Origin of the sequence: Thermovenabulum sp. (assembly GCF_049701175.1) — a bacterium.
In the GTDB taxonomy this organism is placed as follows: Bacteria; Bacillota; Thermosediminibacteria; order Thermosediminibacterales; family Thermosediminibacteraceae; genus Thermovenabulum.
In genome coordinates this window covers 1-17336 of record NZ_JBNATW010000015.1, presented here as the reverse complement: position 1 = coordinate 17336, position 17336 = coordinate 1, and the positions used below count along the sequence as shown (strand labels likewise).

Below are 17336 nucleotides of genomic sequence, written 5' to 3'. Positions count from 1 at the left end.
TGGAAAAAATAACCTATAAATCTTCAGGTGTAGATATCGATGCAGGCAACAAAGCGGTTGAACTTATAAAGAAACACGTGCGCACAACTTATAGAAAAGAGGTCATGGGGGACTTAGGCGGATTTGCCGGATTTTTTAAATTGGATTTGAAAAAGTATAAAAACCCCGTTCTTGTTTCCGGCACCGATGGAGTGGGGACAAAAATAAAAATTGCGCAAGACTTGGACAAACACGACACAATTGGTATAGACCTTGTGGCTATGTGCGTCAACGATATATTGGTGACCGGGGCAGAGCCCTTATTTTTCCTTGACTATATAGCATGCGGGAAACTCGTGCCGGAAAAAATAGAAAAAATTGTAAAAGGCATTTCGGACGGCTGCAGGGAGGCCGGTTGTTCCCTTATAGGTGGGGAGACAGCGGAAATGCCGGGGGTTTACAAAGAAGAGGAATACGACCTTGCAGGTTTTGCAGTGGGAGCTGTGGAGGAAAAGGATATTATTGACGGTTCGAAAATTACAGAAAAAGACAGGGTAATTGGCATATCTTCTTCGGGACTTCACAGCAATGGATTTTCTCTTGCAAGAAAGGTGCTTTTTGAAAAAGGCAGGCTTTCTTACAACACTTATATTGAAGAATTGGGTAAAACCTTGGGGGAAGAACTTTTGACTCCCACAAAAATTTATAAAAAGGCCTTAGAGCTATTAAAGGATTTCAAAATAAAAGGCATTGCCCATATTACCGGTGGCGGACTTATTGAAAACCCGCCGAGGGTTTTAAAACAAGGCCTAAGCTTTCGTTTTTTCATTGGAAGCTGGGAAGTGCCGCCAATTTTTAATATTATACAAAGCATAGGAAAAATTGAAGAGACGGAAATGCTTAGGGTATTCAATATGGGAATCGGGCTTATAATAATCATTCCTGAAGAGGAAGTTGATAGGGCAATAAAAATATTAAAAGAAAACGGGGAAAAGGCTTTTGTAATAGGAGAGGTTTTTAAGGGAGAAAGGGGCGTATCGTTTTGCAAAAATTAAAAGTGGGGGTACTTGTATCGGGTAGCGGAACCAACCTTCAGGCCCTTATTGACGGAGTAAAGAAGGGTTTTTTGCCCTGTGAAATAGCTGTGGTAATTTCAAATAAAAAAGAAGCCTTTGCTTTAAAAAGGGCTGAAGCGGAGAGTATTCCTGCCTTTTTTGTAAATGAGAAAGAATTTTGCAATAACTTGGAATTTGAAAAAAGGATGGTTGAGATTTTAAAAAATTTTCAGGTGGAACTGGTGGTACTTGCAGGTTTTTTAAAAGTCTTATCTCCATATTTTGTAAGCGAATTCACAAATAAAATAATCAATATTCATCCTTCTTTAATACCTTCCTTTTGCGGAAAGGGTTATTACGGAATTAAGGTGCATGAAGCTGTAATAAATTACGGAGTTAAAATAACGGGAGCAACGGTGCATTTTGTGGATGAAGGCACCGACACGGGCCCTATCATTTTACAAAAGGCAGTACCTGTTTTCGATGATGATACTCCGGAAGTCTTAGCGGAAAGGGTAAAAAGGGTTGAGCATGAAATTCTCCCCCTTGCCGTTAAACTTTTTGCGGAAAAAAGGCTAATTATTGAAAATAGAAGGGTGAAAATAAAAGGAGGCCTTAGTGATGGAGAAAAAGCGAGCAATTATCTCGGTATATGACAAAAAAAACGTGGTAGAGTTTACAAAAAGCCTTGTAGATTTGGGCTTTGAAATAATTTCTACCGGGAAAACCGCCGATATTTTAAGAAAGGAAGGAATCGTTACAATCAACATTTCCGATTATACGGGGTTCCCTGAAATGCTTGAAGGCAGGGTAAAAACCCTGCATCCCAAGGTTCACGGTGGAATCCTTGCAAAGAGAAAAGATGAAAAACATATGAAAGAACTGAAAGAGCAAGGGATTTCACCTATCGATATGGTTGTTGTGAATTTATACCCCTTTAAAAATACCATTTTAAAAGAAAATGTGGAATTTGAGGAAGTCCTCGAAAATATCGACATTGGCGGGCCAACCCTTCTTAGAGCAGCTGCCAAAAATTTTGAAGATGTCATAGTAATCTGCGACCCAGAGGATTATTCTGATGTTATTGAGGAATTGAAGACAAAAGGCGATGTTGGTTTTGAAAAAAGGTTTGAACTTGCCTTAAAGGTTTTCGAACATACCTCGCACTATGATGCTGTAATTGCCGATTATTTTAGAAAGACTTTAATGCAAAAAGGAGTAAATATAGAAAAATTCCCCAAAACCCTTACATTAACCTTTGAAAAGGTAGAAAAACTGCGTTATGGGGAAAATCCCCACCAGGAAGCAGCCCTTTACAAAGAAGTGCAAGTTGGGGAGGGCACCGTATTTTCTGCAGAAATTTTAAACGGGAAGGAGCTTTCCTTTAACAATATCAATGATATTGAGGCAGCTATAGCCATAGTAAGGGAGTTTGAAAAACCCTGTGCGGTTGCCATAAAACATACAAACCCATGCGGTGTAGCCCTTGGTGAAAATATTTTTGAGGCTTTTACCAAAGCCTATGAGGCCGACCCTGTATCTATTTTCGGCGGTATTGTTGCCCTAAACCGTAAGGTTGATGTAGAAACTGCAAAAGTTTTAAACAGCATATTTTTGGAAATAATTATCGCTCCCGATTTTGACGAAGAGGCTTTAAATATTTTAAGGCAAAAAAAGAATTTGAGGATTTTAAAAATGAAAATAGATCTTGATAAAAGAGAACAAGAAGAAGGATTTGATATAAAAAGGATACGCGGGGGAGTTCTTTTACAGGATTTAGACTTCAAGGATTTTGATATTAATGAATTAAAGTTTGTAACTAAAGTAAAACCCACAGAGAAGGAATTGGAAGATTTGATTTTTGCATGGAAGGTGGTAAAATACGTAAAGTCAAATGCCATAGTTATTGCCAAGGATTTTTGCACTGTCGGGATAGGAATGGGACAGGTAAACAGGCTTTGGCCTACTCAGCAGGCAATAGCTTGGGCAAAGGATAGGGCTAAAAATGCGGTATTAGCTTCCGACGCCTTCTTCCCCTTTCCCGATGTGGTAGAGGAAGCGGCAAGGGCAGGGATAAAAGCCATTATTCAGCCGGGTGGTTCTATAAGGGATGAAGAATCCATTAGAGCATGTGATGAAAAGGGCTTGGCAATGGTATTTACCGGTATAAGGCATTTTAAACATTAAACTGAGCCTTTGGAGGGGGAAAAGATGAAGGTATTGGTAGTAGGGCAGGGCGGGAGGGAGCACGCTCTTTGCCATGCCCTTTCAAAAAGCAAAAAGGTTAGTAAAATTTATGCGGCTCCGGGAAATCCCGGAATGGAAGAAATAGCCGAAAGGGTTATCATAAATATCGAAGATATACAAAGCATAGTGAATTTTGCTTTAAAAGAAAACATAGATATTACAGTGGTTGGACCCGAAACACCTTTAGCTTTTGGCATTTCCGATGAATTTAACAAAAAGGGATTAAAAATAATAGGCCCGACGAAAGAAGGGGCGATGCTTGAAAGCAGTAAGGTATACGCAAAAAATTTTATGAAGAAATACTCCATTCCTACTGCTTTTTACGAGGTTTTTGACGATTATAAGAAGGCTTTGGATTTTATTGAAGGTCAAGAATTCCCTATTGTTATAAAAGCAGAAGGACTTGCTCAGGGAAAGGGCGTTGTCATAGCCCAGGATAAAAAAGAGGCTCAAGCGGCATTAGAAGACATAATGGTAAAAAAGATTTTTGGCAGTTCGGGAGAAAGGGTTGTTGTTGAGGAATTTTTGGAAGGAAGGGAAGCTACAGTACTTGCCTTTTGCGATGGCAATGATATAGTACCTATGCTTCCGAGCAGGGACCACAAGAGGCTCTTAGATGGCAATAAAGGGCCAAACACAGGAGGTATGGGTGCTATTTGTCCTTGTGCTGATATTGACAATGAATTAATGAATGAGATTTATACAAAGATCCTTCTAAGGACAATAGAAGGCCTAAAAAAGGAAGGAATTTCGTATAAAGGGATACTGTATGCGGGTTTAATGATTACCAAAGAAGGGCCTAAGGTATTGGAATATAACTGCCGTTTTGGAGACCCGGAGGCGCAGGCGGTTTTACCTTTATTGAAGAGCGACATAATAAAAATTTTTGAGGAAATAATAAACGGTGAGTTGAATAAAAAAAGTATTGAATGGGAAAAGGCCTTCTCGGTAAATGTGGTAGCGGCATCGAAAGGGTATCCTTTAGGCTACGAAAAAGGGAAAAAAATAGAGGGCCTTGAAAAAGCCCGGGAAAAAGGAGTTTTGGTTTTTCATTCGGGGACTTCAAAATCGGGCAACGAATATTATACCTCTGGAGGAAGGGTTCTTTCGGTTACTGCCATGGGAAGCAGCTTAAACGAAGCGAGGGAAAAGGCCTACGATGCCCTTAGGGAAATATATTTTGAAGGGATGCATTATAGAAAAGACATTGGATTATATTAATTTAAATTCCATAGTTATCTCTTTTGTGTCAATGTTATAAAGCCTTACAACATCTTCAAGGATTATACCGCAGGAAGGTATGCCGTCTTTTGGAAGCGAAGGCGATCCCGGGTTTATGAGAATTATGTCGTCTATTTTTTCTATGGTCTTAACATGGGTATGCCCTGTTATTAAAAAATCTACCTTCCAATCCCTGCAAAGCTTCAACCATTCTTCGATTGGTTTATCATGGCCGTGAAGGGCCATTATTTTTTTTGCATTGAAGTATATTAGAGCATAGTTGTTTTGCAGGGGGAATTTTAACAATAATTGGTCTATTGCTGCATCGCAGTTTCCGCAGGCTGCAATTATGGGGATCTTAATTTCATTTAGTATTTCAGCTAATTTTTGAGGGTTATAGCCGGGCGGCAGGGGATTCCTTGGGCCGTGATATAATACATCTCCAGTGTGCACTATCAGGTCGCATTCCTTTAAAATTTTGAAAGCTTTTAAAAAACCTTCTACGCTCCCATGAGTGTCACTAATTAGGCCTATTTTCATTTAAAATTCCTCCTTTGCCAGTTTCAATTTATTTTTTGCTATTTCAAGGAGAATTTCTTTTTTGTTTAAAGAAGGGTCTTTTAATATTTCTTCTAAAAGCTCTTTTAGAATTTTACCTAAAAGAGGGCCGGGTTTCAAATTTAGCTCTTTAATTAAATCTTCACCGGTTACGGCAAGGTCTTTTACGGTGTAATCTAAATTTTCCTGCTCGAGAATTCTTATCTTATTGATCAAATTGGCCAAACCTGGACCTACAGCTTCAGTAAAACCGCTGGCAAGCCTATCTGCCTTTCTTATTTCAATTAAGTCATATATATTGTCCCATCCTACACGTGAAATAAGTTTTCTTGCTTTGTAAAGGTCATCTTGGGGGTAAAAGATAAACATGTGGTTTTTTATTAAAAATACAGCTTTTTTTATGGTTTTACTGTCGTATTTTAATCTCTTCAAAACTTCTTCTGCTATTTTTGCCGATATTTCATGGTGATTGGGAAAATCTAAGCCGTATTCCTTTTTTTCAGCGCAAAAAGGTTTTCCTATGTCATGCAGTATTCCTGCAAGCTGAAGGTACAATTTTTTATCTAAATACTTGCTCATAATTATGTTGTGCTCCAAAACATCGTAGGGTTTGTTGTAATGTTCAACACCTATACCTTCCAAAAGTTCGGGAATAATGTGGTCCAAAAGGCCTGTTAGTAATAGCATGACAAGTCCTTCATAAGAATAATTTGAAAGAAGGATTTTTGAAAACTCATCCCTAATTCTTTCTTTCGAAATAGTATCTAAGAGTTTTGCTTTTGCTTTCAAGGCGTACAAGGTAGAAGGCTCTATAGCAAAATTGAGCTGGGCCATAAACCTTACAGCCCTAAGGGCTCTTAATGGGTCTTCCCATATTCTCTTTGATGAACCGGTACATCTTATTATTTTGTTTTTAATGTCTTCAATGCCGCCATAAGGATCGATTATTTTTTCTTCTAATGGGTCATAGGCTATAGAATTTATTGTAAAGTCCCTTCTTGATAGGTCGTCTTCAAGAGAGCCGCCAAAGGTATAGCTTGGCTTCCTACCAGGGGCATCATCCCTAAAGGGAGTTATCTCTATCTTGATTTCTTTTATTAAATATAAAAAGGTTCCAAAATGGCCGTAAGGCACAGCTTCAGGGAAAACCTTTTGTATTTCATGGGGGAGGGCACTTGTAGATATGTCAAAATCGTAGTTTTCCCTGTTTAAAAGAGCATCCCTTACTGCTCCTCCTACGATATAGGCTTCAAATCCGCTTTCTTTAAATCTTTTTATTACCTCGATGACCTCATCTGGGATTATGAGTTTGTACTGCATAAATACCTCCAGCTTTTTCAAATAAAGTTAAAAAATGATGAAGTTTAGTCTTATTAAATCAAAATATAACATAAATTATGGGCGAATTAAAGATGTATAATGTATAATTTATATGATATACTTATTGTAGATGAACTTGTGGTGTGTCCAAAAAACCGCCTGCTGGGAGTGGATACACTTTGAAAGGGCGGACTATAAATAGCCCAGCCTTAAGCTGAAAAAATTTTTCAGCTTAAGCGACCGAGGAATGAATGGATTTTAAAAGGCTCTTTTTAAATGGAATAGATTTTGAAGAGTTTTTGTATCAAGCTGATGAAAAGTCAAGAAAGAGAATTGAAGAGATATACAGCAGCATACATTTTTCGGAAGAAATTGCAAAAAGGATAGATAATATCAACAGGAAGATAAGGGTCTTAGTTTTTGCAGAGAGCTGGTGCCCCGACTGTATAGCCGCAGTTCCCGTCCTTATAAAAATGGCAAAAAGATCAGGAGTTATAGATTATACAATACTTCCAAAAGAAGGTCATGAAGAAATTTTAGAAAATTATAAGTACGATGGAAAAGTTAGAATACCCACTTTTATATTTTTAGATGAAAATTACAGAGAGTTAGGAAATTACGTAGAAATACCTTCTAAAATTAAGGAAATTTACGAAAAAGGTATGCAGGCCGACTACATCGTTGCTCGAAGAAATTATAGAAATGGACTTTATTCGGATGTGATTGCCGAAGAATTTTTGAATATTATAGAGGGTAGATGAGGGGATAATGGTTAAACTTCGCGGACATCATTTAATATGTTTGAATTTTTATGACGGTGATGGGATTGACGAAAGGTTCAAACAAAATGTGGAATTTATAAAAAAAAGATTAGTCGAAGGTGAGGATATAAAAATAGTAGAGGGCCCTGATGATATATGCATGGAATGTAAGTACTTAAAAAATCAAATCTGCAATTTTTCAGCAGATTCTGAAACTGAGGTAAAAAACTTGGATGAGAAGGCTTTGAAATTTTTAAATTTAAAAAAGGGTGTTGTTGTAAATTTCAATGAGTTAAAAAGGAAGGCAAGTTATGCACCCTTAGAATTTTATAAGGATTTTTGCAATGGCTGCAGTTTCATGGAATATTGCAAATGCCCTGTAAAAATTTAAGTTGATGTTTTGAAGCACCTTTTTGGGTGCTTTTTTAATATATTGAAAAAAGATAAAAAATAACCATTTTCATAATCATTGATTATTTTTTAAATTTATTGTATCATTTAATCAGAAAAATTGGTTAAAAATTTAGCAATTAACAGAAAAAAAATAAAAATATACAAAATTAGGGAGGAATTAAATTGTATAATCTAACGATTGGACATACTATAGGAATTATTTTTACATTGTTTATTATAACCCTTTTAGGATATTTTTCCGGCCGAAATGTTAAGAGCTCTTCAGACTTTTCAACAGGAGGAAGAAAGGCAAATGCATGGGTAATTGTAGGGGCGATAACCGGAACTTTGGTAGGCGGTTCATCAACCATTGGCACAGCAGAACTTGCTTACCTTTATGGCTTTTCTGCTTTATGGTATAATTTGGGAGCTGGCATTGGATGTCTCCTTCTTGCGCTTTTTTTTGCAGAGCCTTTTCATAAAACCAACAAAGGTACTATACCCCAGATTCTTTGCGAAGAATTTGGTTACATCGCTGGACCGATTTCCAGCATATTTGTCTCCATGGGTATGTTTTTGAGTATTATAGCTCAGGTTCTTTCTGCTGTAGCTTTAATTACTTCCATGTTTAAAATGTTGCCCTTAACCGCTGCATTAATAGCAATATTAATAATGATTGTATATGTTGTTTTCGGCGGTGTTTGGAGTGCGGGAATAGTTGGTGTTGCAAAGCTTATGCTTTTATATATTGGGATGATAATAGGAGGTATTTTGGCTTATAAAGGTGTTGGTGGTTTTTCTGGTCTTCATGCCACCTTTCCACCATACCCATATTTCAGCTTATTTGGCAGGGGTGTTTGGATAGATTTCGCAGCAGGTTTTTCCCTTGTAATCGGTGTTATTTCTACTCAGACCTATTTTCAAGCTGTGGTTTCAGGAAGAGATATTAAGGAAGCTAAAAAAGGCGCGTTGCTTAGTGCTTTAATTATTCCTCCTATAGGAATTGCTGGAACTCTTATAGGACTTTATATGAGGGCTAAGTTTCCCGGATTAAATCCTGCTTCGGCTTTGCCCTTTTTTGTAATAAAATTTTTTAATCCATTGTTAGGAGGGATAATTCTTGCGACTTTGCTTATTACTGCAGCCGGGAGTGCATCAGGGCTTACCCTCGGGGTAAGTACAATTTTAGCAAAGGATATCTATGCAAAGTTTATTAATAAGAAAGCCAGTGATAAAGAATTATTAAAAATGACAAGGATAAGCATATTAGTTGTTTCTGGGATAACTTTACTCTTTATAACGGGCAATTTCAAATCACTTATATTAAGGTGGACCTTTATGTCTATGGGACTTAGGGGTGCAACTGTATTTGGGCCTTTATGTGCTGCTATTTTTGCTAAAGGAAGGGTTGATGAAAGGTTTGCGATTTTGTCCATGATTTTGAGCCCTACAACAGTATTATTAGGAAAATTTTTACTGCCTAAATATATTGATCCTCTTATACCGGGTGTTTTAATAGGTTTAATTTTGATAATAATAGGGGCAGTTGCAGGAAAGAAAACTAAACAACTAAAACAAAATTAGGAGGAGATCATATGCAAAGATTAATGAATTATATATGGCTTTTGAATGCTTGTGCAAATAGCCTCTTAGAACCCAATATTCTCTTAAAGGAAGCTTTAGAAAAAACGGATAATTTTACAAGAGAATTAAAAGGGTTAAAAGAAGAAGAAAAGGAGTGTTTAGTAAAAGAAATAGAAAATGTTATATCTTATTTAAGGGAAAATAGGAATTATATGGAAAGCCTTGAAGAAAGATTAAAGAGAGCATTGTTCACTTTACAGGAGGGGTAATTTATGGCCGATTATAACTTGAAAAATAAAGTTATGACTGCAAAGGAAGCTGTTGAAAGGTTTATAAAACCGGGAACTCATATAGCCTTTGGTGGTTTTACAATTTTAAGAAGGCCCATGACCATTGCAAGGGAAATTGTAAGGCAAGGGATAAAAGACCTTTTTGTAACTATGAACGGCGGAACCCTTGTGGAAGAAATGCTGGCAGGGGCTGGATTGATAAAATGGCTGGAAACCACTTATTTAGGGCTTGAAGGTGGTATGCCTGTTGCCTATGCTATAAGGCAGGCCATAGAATCGGGAGAAATTGAACTTATTGAAGATTACAGCAATTGGAGCTTTGCTCAGAGAACTTTGGCCGGTAGATTAGGACTTCCTTTTATGCCATGTTTGGGAGATATAGGAAGTGATCTCATAGAATACGATACCTTCAAAAAGGCAGGACTCAGGGGTAAAAGGGAAGACGGTGAATTTATACACCCCGGTATCCCCCCTAAAAAATACGAAATCATCGACGACCCTTTTGAGGGGTTTGGATTAAGGCCGAAGAGATTTAAAAATGGGGAAGACTCTTGTGTAAACAAGACAAATGCTTACAGGGACGGTAAGATAAAGTCGACCAAGTATACTGGCAAGGAAGGAGTGAAGGTAGCCCTTGTGCCACCTTTAATGCCTGAAGTCTGCGTAGTAAGGGCACAGAGGGTTGCTTTGGACGGCACTGTAAGAATAGAAGGCCTTATTGGGCCGGATTTGGACCAATCCCTTTGCGGTAGGATACTTATAGTAGAATGCGAAAGGATATGCCCGCCTGAAGAATTAAGGGCTGTTCCCGAACATAATCAAATAGCGGCTCATTTTGTACATGCAATTGTTGAACAACCCTTTGGGGCTTATCCAAGTGCCGTGCCCAACTACTACGATTATGATTATTCCTGGTTTAGAAATTATGTTAAAGAGGTTAATCATCAGCCTAAGGAAAAGGTAAGGGAATTCTGGGAAAAGCATGTAAAAGAAACAAAAGATGATTGGGATTATTTATATAATAAGGTAGGCATTAAAAAACTTTTTTCATTGAGGACAGACCCGAAATACCACTATAATCCAAACCTTGATAGATTCAATTAAAGGAAGGGTGAAAAAATGCCAGTCGATATAAATATAAAGGAATATGAAGAATATTTAAATAAAATGGGCTTAGAAAAGGAAAAATATACATACATGGAACTTTTGGCTGTTGCAACTGCGAGGGAAATGCCCGATGAAGCCTTTGCTTTTGTGGGGACTGGTTTGCCGTTACTTGCGGCAATGCTTGCTCAGCACACCCATGCTCCTAATATGACCATAATATTGGAAGCCGGTACGGTAGGCCCGAAGATCGAACATATTCCTGTTTCTGTAGCTGACCCAAGGGCGTGCTATCAGGCATCAACCCTTTCTACCCTTGTAGATGCTTTCGGAACCTTAGCAGCAAGGGGATACTGTACCTTAGGCGTTTTGGGTGCTGCGGAGTGTGACAAATACGGTAATCTAAACTCAACAGCTATAGGAAGCTACTGGCCTAAAGGGGTTTCGGAAACGGGTAAAGGACCTGATGTAAGGTTGACCGGAAGCGGTGGAGCAAACAGTATTGCCAGTTTAGCTGACAAAATTATTGCTATGATGGTCCACGAAAAAAGGCGCCTCCCGGAAAAGGTTCAGTATTTGACTACCCCAGCGGGGTTAAGAGGACCTAAGGGAGAAACAAGGTACGATTACGGGCTTTTCAGGGGTGGAGATTTGGTAGTGGTTACTGACCTTTGCAAAATGAAGCCCGATCCCGAAACGGGAATACTTTATCTTTATGAAATTTATCCCGGAGTTGACCCTGAATACGTAAGACAAAATACAGGCTTTGATTTGGATATTTCAAGATGCAAGGTTATGGAACCTCCCACCGCAGAAGAATTAATGATTTTAAGGATGAAGGTGGATCCTGACAGGATATATTTGGGAAGGAAACCCAAAAGAAAAGAATAAAAAATTAATCTAATAAAAGTATAGCAAAATAATGATAAATTATATAAAATGATAATATAACAAACTAATACAAAAGACAAATTCAATTAAAAGGAAGGTAATATCATGCCTTTTTTATTGATGCTTTTAATTCTATTTTTTTTCTTTCCCTATTTAATACTGCCTTTTTTAATATTCTTTTTAATCGGCTCAATATTTTTATTACCCTATGTGCTGATATTTAACTCTTTTTACAATGTAATAACCATTCCATGGCAGATATTAAAAATAGCAGCAGATAAGAGAGTGAGAAAAAATCACAGCCTCGAACATGCAACGGTTAATGTTTTAGAAGAAAGATATGGAAGAAATTTAAGAATAGGAGGGTTTGCATATTCTAACGGTTTTACTTTATCGGGACCGGATCTTCCGCCTCCCTATGAAGTGCTGGATGCTGCAAGAGAAGGACTTTACAGGATGAGGCAAGGAGAAGTCGATTTAGCCCTTCACCCGAGATGCGGAACTTCCATCGCTGCAGCAAATTTCTTATTTTCCTTGGTCTTTGTCCTTATACTGATTTTTTACAGGCACTTTAGTTTAATTAACATTGTATTTGCTTTTCTTCTTGCTAATATTATTGCAAAGCCCTTCGGTATTTTACTGCAAAAGTTTTTTACTACCCATCCTGATGTAGGAGATATAGATATTTTGGATATTTACGGTCAGACGTATTTTGGATTCCCCTTTGAAATAATTTTAAATCCTAACAGGACTTATTTTATAAAAACAAGCTATGTAAATAGAGGTTTTAGGATTTTTATATAAGGAGAAGGATATGAAAATAGAAGGCAAAAAACTTAAAGCCACTTTTTTAAAAAGGCTAAACCGGTTTGAGGCCCAAGTTTTATTAAACGGTGAAGTTATAACGGTCCATGTTCCAAACAGCGGAAGGCTAAAAGAGCTTTTATTACCGGGAGCAGAGGTAATTCTTCTTTTATCGAAAAACAAAAAAAGAAAACACGAATACGATATTATATTGGTTGAAAAGGATTCAAATTTGGTGTCGATAGACTCTTTTCTTCCTTCAAAACTTGCTGTGGAAGAAATAAAAAAGGGAGCACTTGCTCCCTTTTTTAACGGATTAAAATATGTTAAAACAGAGGTTAGATACAAAGAAAGCCGGTTTGATATAGGGCTCGGCAACGGTGATTTCGTAAACTATTTTTTGGAAGTCAAAGGGGTAACATTAGTGGAAAAAGGAATTGCCCTTTTTCCCGATGCTCCCACAGAAAGGGGGACTAAACATCTGAAACACTTAATTGAAGCAAAAAAAGAAGGTTACGGCGCAGGTGTTATTTTTATAGTTCAAAGAAAAGATGCAGTTACTTTTAGCCCCAATGCTGCAATGGATAGAGATTTTGCAGAAAAGTTATTTCATGCACAAAATGCGGGTGTTGATGTGCTTGCGTTTAATTGCGAAGTGGAATTAAATAATATATGTATTAAGGAGAAAATTAAGGTTGTAATATAGTTTTTAAAATTATTAAATTTCTATATTCATCTTTTCAGCAAGGTGTTTAAAGACTTTCCCGCTTGATTCGTGTATGACAAGAGATGCATAGTTATCCCACGGGGTAGGTTCTTTATTGATAATAACTAATTTTTTTGCAAAAGAGGGAAGTTCTGCAACTGGATAAACCTGCAGGCTGCTTCCAACAACAATCAAGAGCTCACATCCCTCCATATCTTCAAGGGCTTTTAAGTAATCCTTACCCATAGGGTCTTCAAATAAAACCACATCAGGCCTAAGCATGCCGCCACAGTAACTGCATTTTGGAGGATTTATGCCGGAAAAGTACTGGCCAGACATCTCTTCAAAGGGAAAGGTTTTCTTGCATTCTATACAGTGACAGGTCCTTAAATGTCCGTGGACTTCCCTTACTTTTTTTGAACCGGCTTTTATGTGAAGTCCGTCTATATTTTGAGTTATTACGCTTTGAATATATCCCATTTCTTCCAACTTTGCTATTACTTTATGTGCTATATTGGGTTCGGCATTTACATACTTTGTCCATGTAGGAATATTAAAGTCGAAAAATTTTTTAGGCTCCGTCAAAAGAACGGTCACACTAACATACTTCATGGGGTCAAATTTTTCCCAAAGCCCCGTGCCCTTGCTTCTATAATCAGGTATCCCGCTTTCTGTGCTGATACCAGCACCTGTAAGGATTATATTTTTTTTATTTTTCAGCAAAAGATTTTTTAAAGCCTCTATTTTTTCATTGAAACATTGAAGGTTTTGTATCATAACTCTCCTTCCTTTCATAAATATTATCATCTTTATTTAAGATATATTATATATAAAAAAACGTTCTTATAAATACTTCAAAAAACCTGTAGGTTTCAGAGACCCATCCGTTAAGGATATGACGCTTTCCAGGGGAGGTGGCACCAAAAAAATACTGTATACATATAATTTTATTGAAGGAATTTATTAAATTTTGTCGAAATAAAAAAACAAGAAAAAGTAATTATTATCACAAATAATAAATAATAAGGTGTTGCTAATGCAAAACATTAATAAAAATGAAATATTAATAACGGGTTATGCAAAATTGCCTGAAGAAACAACGGCATATAAACTTTACAGTATTGTAGGGATTGGTTTACGTGTTGATATTGAAACTTCAGAAATTGTTGATGCAGATATAACTCTTGCAACTTCTGTAGCTAAACAATTTTTTAAAGACGTTGTTGTAGGTAAAAGTATGAAAAAGATCGATGAAATAATTAACATATTTGAAAGACAATATTTAGGTACCGCTAAAAAATCTATAATTACTGCTTTAAAAATATGCCACATGAAATACAGAGATTATTTAAGAAATATTGAGAGCGATGATGAATAGTAAAAAATAATTAAAATTTATGTAAGGCCATTTATCTGCGGTGACAAAAAGGCCTTTTGTCACAAAAGCAGGTGATGTGCGGCCTAAGAGAGCGTTATTTTGCTGTCTTGGGCCGCTTTTATTTTTACAAAAAAATTCTCGAGGTGATCATTTATGAATGTTTCCAATGAAAGATTGCGTTTAAAGAGCTTAAAAGACAAAATTATGACAGCTGAAGAAGCAGCTAATTTAATTAACGACGGTATGATTGTTGCTACCAGCGGTTTTACACCTTCTGGCTATCCAAAAGAAGTACCAATAGCGATTGCAAAAAGAGCAGAAAAGGAAAATCTAAAGATTACCCTTTATACTGGGGCTTCTGTGGGCGACGAGCTGGATGGTACCCTTTCAAGAGCCAATGCACTGATAAAGAGAATGCCTTATCAGACCAATGAAAGTATAAGAAATGCTATTAATTCGGGGAAAATAGAATTTGTGGATCTTCATCTTAGCCACATGCCGCAGATGATAAGATATGGATTTCTTGGGAAAATTGATATAGCAATAATAGAAGCCGTTGCCATTAGGGAGGATGGGGGTATAGTTCCAGCCACTTCTGTGGGTAATAGTCCTGTTTTTGTAGAAATGGCGGAAAAGGTGATAATTGAGCTGAATGAAAGTCATCCTTTAGAACTTGAGGGTATGCACGATATTTATACACCGGAAAATCCTCCTAATAGAAAACCTATTCCTTTAACCAAGGTAGATCAAAGAATTGGGGAAAATTATATACCGTGCAATCCTGATAAAATTGCAGCTATTGTCCTTACCAATAGAAAGGACAGTGTAAGACCTCTTGCGCCTGTTGACGAGACGTCTAAAAAAATATCCGAACATCTTATAGAGTTTTTAGAAAATGAGGTTAAAAAGGGAAGGCTCCCCAAAAATTTACTTCCGTTACAATCGGGTGTTGGCAATATTGCTAACGCAGTTTTGAAAGGTTTATTGGATTCACCCTTTGAAGGACTTGAATTTTATTCCGAAGTGATACAGGACGCAGTTTTTGACCTTTTGGACAGCGGGAAAATGGTAATTGCCTCCGGTACCTCTGTTACCCCTTCAGAAGAGGGACTTGAAAGATTCTACAAAAATATTGATTTTTACAGAAAAAAAATAATACTCAGGCCGCAGGAAATAAGTAATAATCCTGAAATAATAAGGCGTCTTGGTGTTATAGCAATGAATACAGCTATTGAGGTAGATATTTACGGACATGTCAATTCAACTCATATCATGGGGACAAAGATGATGAACGGCGTCGGAGGTTCAGGAGATTTTACAAGAAATGCTTATATATCCATATTTGCTACTCCTTCTACTGCAAAGAACGGGGCGATTTCATGCATAGTACCAATGGTTTCTCATGTAGACCACACTGAGCACGATGTAATGGTTGTCGTTACAGAACAAGGCCTTGCTGATTTAAGGGGATTAAGTCCTAAGGAAAGAGCCAAGGAGATTATTAAAAAATGTGCACATCCCGATTTTAAAGATGCCTTAATGGAATACTTCAATAAAGCAATAGAAAAAGCAGGCTTAACCCATACTCCGCATATTCTTGAAGAAGCTTTTTCTTGGCATACAAAATTTTTAAAAGAAGGGAGGATGATTTAAAAAAAATTGTAAGGCTAATATTTAAGTAATTCTTTTACTCAAAAATTTTAAAGGAGGGAAAACTGTGGATGCGTTTATTAAAAGTGTAATGGGCAATAAATTTTTCATCCTGTTTGTTGTTACTGCTCTTGGATTGATTTTAGGGAAAATCAAGGTAAAGGGTATAAGCCTTGAGACATCGGGAGCACTTTTTGTAGGCCTTATTTTTGGCGCTCTTGGATATAAACCAGAAAAAGTTCTTTTTACCTTCAGTTTAATAATATTTGTATCAGCAGTTGGTTTGTTAGCAGCCAAAGACATAGGAAGAGTAATAAAACTTTACGGACTGAAATTTGTTTTGTTAGGAATTATAATAACTTTTGCCGGAGCTTTTGCTACTTATATTCTTACATTGATGTATCAAGGATCTCTTGATCCCTATCTGGTATCGGGGACTTATACCGGAGCCCTTACGAGCTCACCGGGCCTTGCAGCTGCCCTTGAAGCTACCAAAAATAATCCAAATATAACCATAGGTCACGCAGTAGCTTATCCCTTCGGAGTAATAGTTGTTATACTTTTTGTTCAATTAGCTCCATTGATATTCCGGATAGATGTTAAAAAAGAATTGGAACAGTATAGGATGGAAATGATGCAGGGAGTGCAGGGAGATAAAAACCAGAAGTCTGAGCCTACTCAGGTAAAAGAAAAATTCAATCTTTTAAGTTATTGTATAATACTTGCATTGGGAATAATTATAGGAAGTATACCCTTCAGAATTCCAGGAATTGCAACACCTATAAAGTTGGAAACAACAGGTGGCGTATTAATATCAGCACTTTTGTTGGGCTATTTCGGCAAAATAGGTTCTTTAAATACCAGAATGCCTAAGGAAACCTTGGCAAATTTTAGAGAACTTGGTCTTGCGTTTTTCCTCGCAATAGTAGGTCTTGATAGCGGTGCGGGCGTGGTAGAAGTAGTAAAACAGACAGGTGTTATACTATGTGTTATTGGTTTTGTATCCGGTTTATTTGCTGAATTAGTAGGATTTTTAATCGGAAGGTATATCTGGAAGATTAACTGGATACTTCTTTCTGGAGCTATATGTGGCGGAATGACAAGCACACCCGGTTTAGGTGCGGCTATAGAAGCTACTGGAACTGATGAAGTTGCTACCGGTTATGGTGCAACATATCCTATAGCTCTTCTTTTCATGGTAATATGGACTATACTGCTTCATACTGTTTTAGGTGCGTAACATATAAATTTGGTTTTTAAGTAATTAAGGAATGGGTAACAGAATTTTTATTAAAAACTGTTACCCATTTCTCCCTGTAATATTTTAAAATTTGTAATTGGGAGGGAACAAACTTGTTTGATAAAGAAAGCCTCAATAGGATACAGGAAGAGAAA

General features: G+C 37.1%; 18 protein-coding genes. 15 read left to right on the top strand and 3 right to left on the bottom strand.

Annotated features, from left to right (window positions below; translation table 11 throughout):
- Positions 1-8 precede the first annotated feature (8 nt).
- From purM to purD, 4 genes are read left to right on the top strand one after another with little or no spacing between them, the layout of a single operon-like run.
- Positions 9-1034 (top strand): phosphoribosylformylglycinamidine cyclo-ligase, encoded by a 1026-nt coding sequence (purM, locus tag ACPLVF_RS06580; protein ID WP_424907067.1) that lies wholly within the window; start codon positions 9-11, stop codon positions 1032-1034.
- A complete protein-coding gene (gene purN / locus ACPLVF_RS06575) occupies positions 1022-1690 on the top strand; it encodes a phosphoribosylglycinamide formyltransferase (RefSeq protein ID WP_424907038.1) in 669 nt (222 codons plus the stop codon). The genes purM and purN overlap by 13 nt, the downstream gene beginning before the upstream one ends.
- Positions 1656-3221: a bifunctional phosphoribosylaminoimidazolecarboxamide formyltransferase/IMP cyclohydrolase gene (purH, locus tag ACPLVF_RS06570; RefSeq protein ID WP_424907037.1), complete on the top strand. Its 1566-nt coding sequence runs from the start codon at positions 1656-1658 to the stop codon at positions 3219-3221. The genes purN and purH overlap by 35 nt, the downstream gene beginning before the upstream one ends.
- A 24-nt stretch (positions 3222-3245) precedes the next feature.
- Positions 3246-4502, top strand: a complete 1257-nt coding sequence (gene purD, locus ACPLVF_RS06565) for a phosphoribosylamine--glycine ligase (RefSeq protein WP_424907036.1) — start codon at positions 3246-3248, stop codon at positions 4500-4502.
- Here purD and yfcE read toward each other — a convergent pair.
- Together yfcE and ACPLVF_RS06555 are read right to left on the bottom strand one after the other, a co-directional pair.
- The gene (yfcE, locus tag ACPLVF_RS06560; RefSeq protein ID WP_424907035.1) at positions 4494-5042 is read right to left on the bottom strand and encodes a phosphodiesterase; all 549 of its coding nucleotides are present in this window, start codon (positions 5040-5042) and stop codon (positions 4494-4496) included. The two genes, purD and yfcE, sit on opposite strands and share 9 nt — an antisense overlap.
- Positions 5043-6380 (bottom strand): CCA tRNA nucleotidyltransferase, encoded by a 1338-nt coding sequence (locus ACPLVF_RS06555; protein WP_424907034.1) that lies wholly within the window; start codon positions 6378-6380, stop codon positions 5043-5045.
- 251 nt (positions 6381-6631) lie between these two features.
- On the opposite strand from ACPLVF_RS06555, the gene ACPLVF_RS06550 reads away from it, so the two are divergent.
- From ACPLVF_RS06550 to sfsA, 8 genes are all read left to right on the top strand, one after another.
- The gene (locus ACPLVF_RS06550) at positions 6632-7141 is read left to right on the top strand and encodes a thioredoxin family protein (RefSeq protein WP_424907033.1); all 510 of its coding nucleotides are present in this window, start codon (positions 6632-6634) and stop codon (positions 7139-7141) included.
- A 7-nt stretch (positions 7142-7148) separates the two neighbouring features.
- Positions 7149-7532: a DUF1284 domain-containing protein gene (locus ACPLVF_RS06545; protein ID WP_424907032.1), complete on the top strand. Its 384-nt coding sequence runs from the start codon at positions 7149-7151 to the stop codon at positions 7530-7532.
- A gap of 185 nt (positions 7533-7717) precedes the next feature.
- Positions 7718-9118 carry a sodium:solute symporter family protein gene (locus ACPLVF_RS06540; protein WP_424907031.1) on the top strand — a complete coding sequence of 467 codons (1401 nt, stop codon included), beginning with the start codon at positions 7718-7720 and terminating at the stop codon, positions 9116-9118.
- Positions 9119-9129: 11 nt separating this feature from the next.
- Entirely contained in the window at positions 9130-9387 is a 258-nt protein-coding gene (locus tag ACPLVF_RS06535; RefSeq protein ID WP_424907030.1) for a hypothetical protein, read from the top strand.
- A 3-nt stretch (positions 9388-9390) separates the two neighbouring features.
- On the top strand, positions 9391-10512 hold the full coding sequence (locus ACPLVF_RS06530; protein ID WP_424907029.1) for a CoA transferase subunit A: 1122 nt from the start codon (positions 9391-9393) through the stop codon (positions 10510-10512).
- Between the two features lie 15 nt (positions 10513-10527).
- Positions 10528-11403, top strand: coding sequence for a CoA-transferase subunit beta (locus ACPLVF_RS06525; protein ID WP_424907028.1), 876 nt, complete (start codon positions 10528-10530; stop codon positions 11401-11403).
- A 105-nt stretch (positions 11404-11508) separates the two neighbouring features.
- Positions 11509-12207 (top strand): DUF6391 domain-containing protein, encoded by a 699-nt coding sequence (locus ACPLVF_RS06520; protein ID WP_424907027.1) that lies wholly within the window; start codon positions 11509-11511, stop codon positions 12205-12207.
- Positions 12208-12217: 10 nt separating this feature from the next.
- Positions 12218-12913 (top strand): DNA/RNA nuclease SfsA, encoded by a 696-nt coding sequence (gene sfsA / locus ACPLVF_RS06515; protein WP_424907026.1) that lies wholly within the window; start codon positions 12218-12220, stop codon positions 12911-12913.
- A 12-nt stretch (positions 12914-12925) separates the two neighbouring features.
- On the opposite strand, the gene ACPLVF_RS06510 is transcribed toward sfsA, so the two are convergent.
- Positions 12926-13690: an NAD-dependent protein deacylase gene (locus ACPLVF_RS06510; RefSeq protein WP_424907025.1), complete on the bottom strand. Its 765-nt coding sequence runs from the start codon at positions 13688-13690 to the stop codon at positions 12926-12928.
- 259 nt (positions 13691-13949) lie between these two features.
- Between ACPLVF_RS06510 and ACPLVF_RS06505 the strand changes: the two genes are divergently transcribed.
- The 3 genes from ACPLVF_RS06505 to ACPLVF_RS06495 all read left to right on the top strand — a co-directional run bounded on the left by ACPLVF_RS06505 (position 13950) and on the right by ACPLVF_RS06495 (position 17181).
- The gene (locus tag ACPLVF_RS06505) at positions 13950-14291 is read left to right on the top strand and encodes a DUF3870 domain-containing protein (protein WP_424907024.1); all 342 of its coding nucleotides are present in this window, start codon (positions 13950-13952) and stop codon (positions 14289-14291) included.
- A gap of 153 nt (positions 14292-14444) precedes the next feature.
- Positions 14445-15944, top strand: a complete 1500-nt coding sequence (locus ACPLVF_RS06500; protein WP_424907023.1) for an acetyl-CoA hydrolase/transferase family protein — start codon at positions 14445-14447, stop codon at positions 15942-15944.
- A 64-nt stretch (positions 15945-16008) separates the two neighbouring features.
- Positions 16009-17181, top strand: coding sequence for a YidE/YbjL duplication (locus ACPLVF_RS06495; RefSeq protein ID WP_424907022.1), 1173 nt, complete (start codon positions 16009-16011; stop codon positions 17179-17181).
- Positions 17182-17336 lie beyond the last annotated feature (155 nt).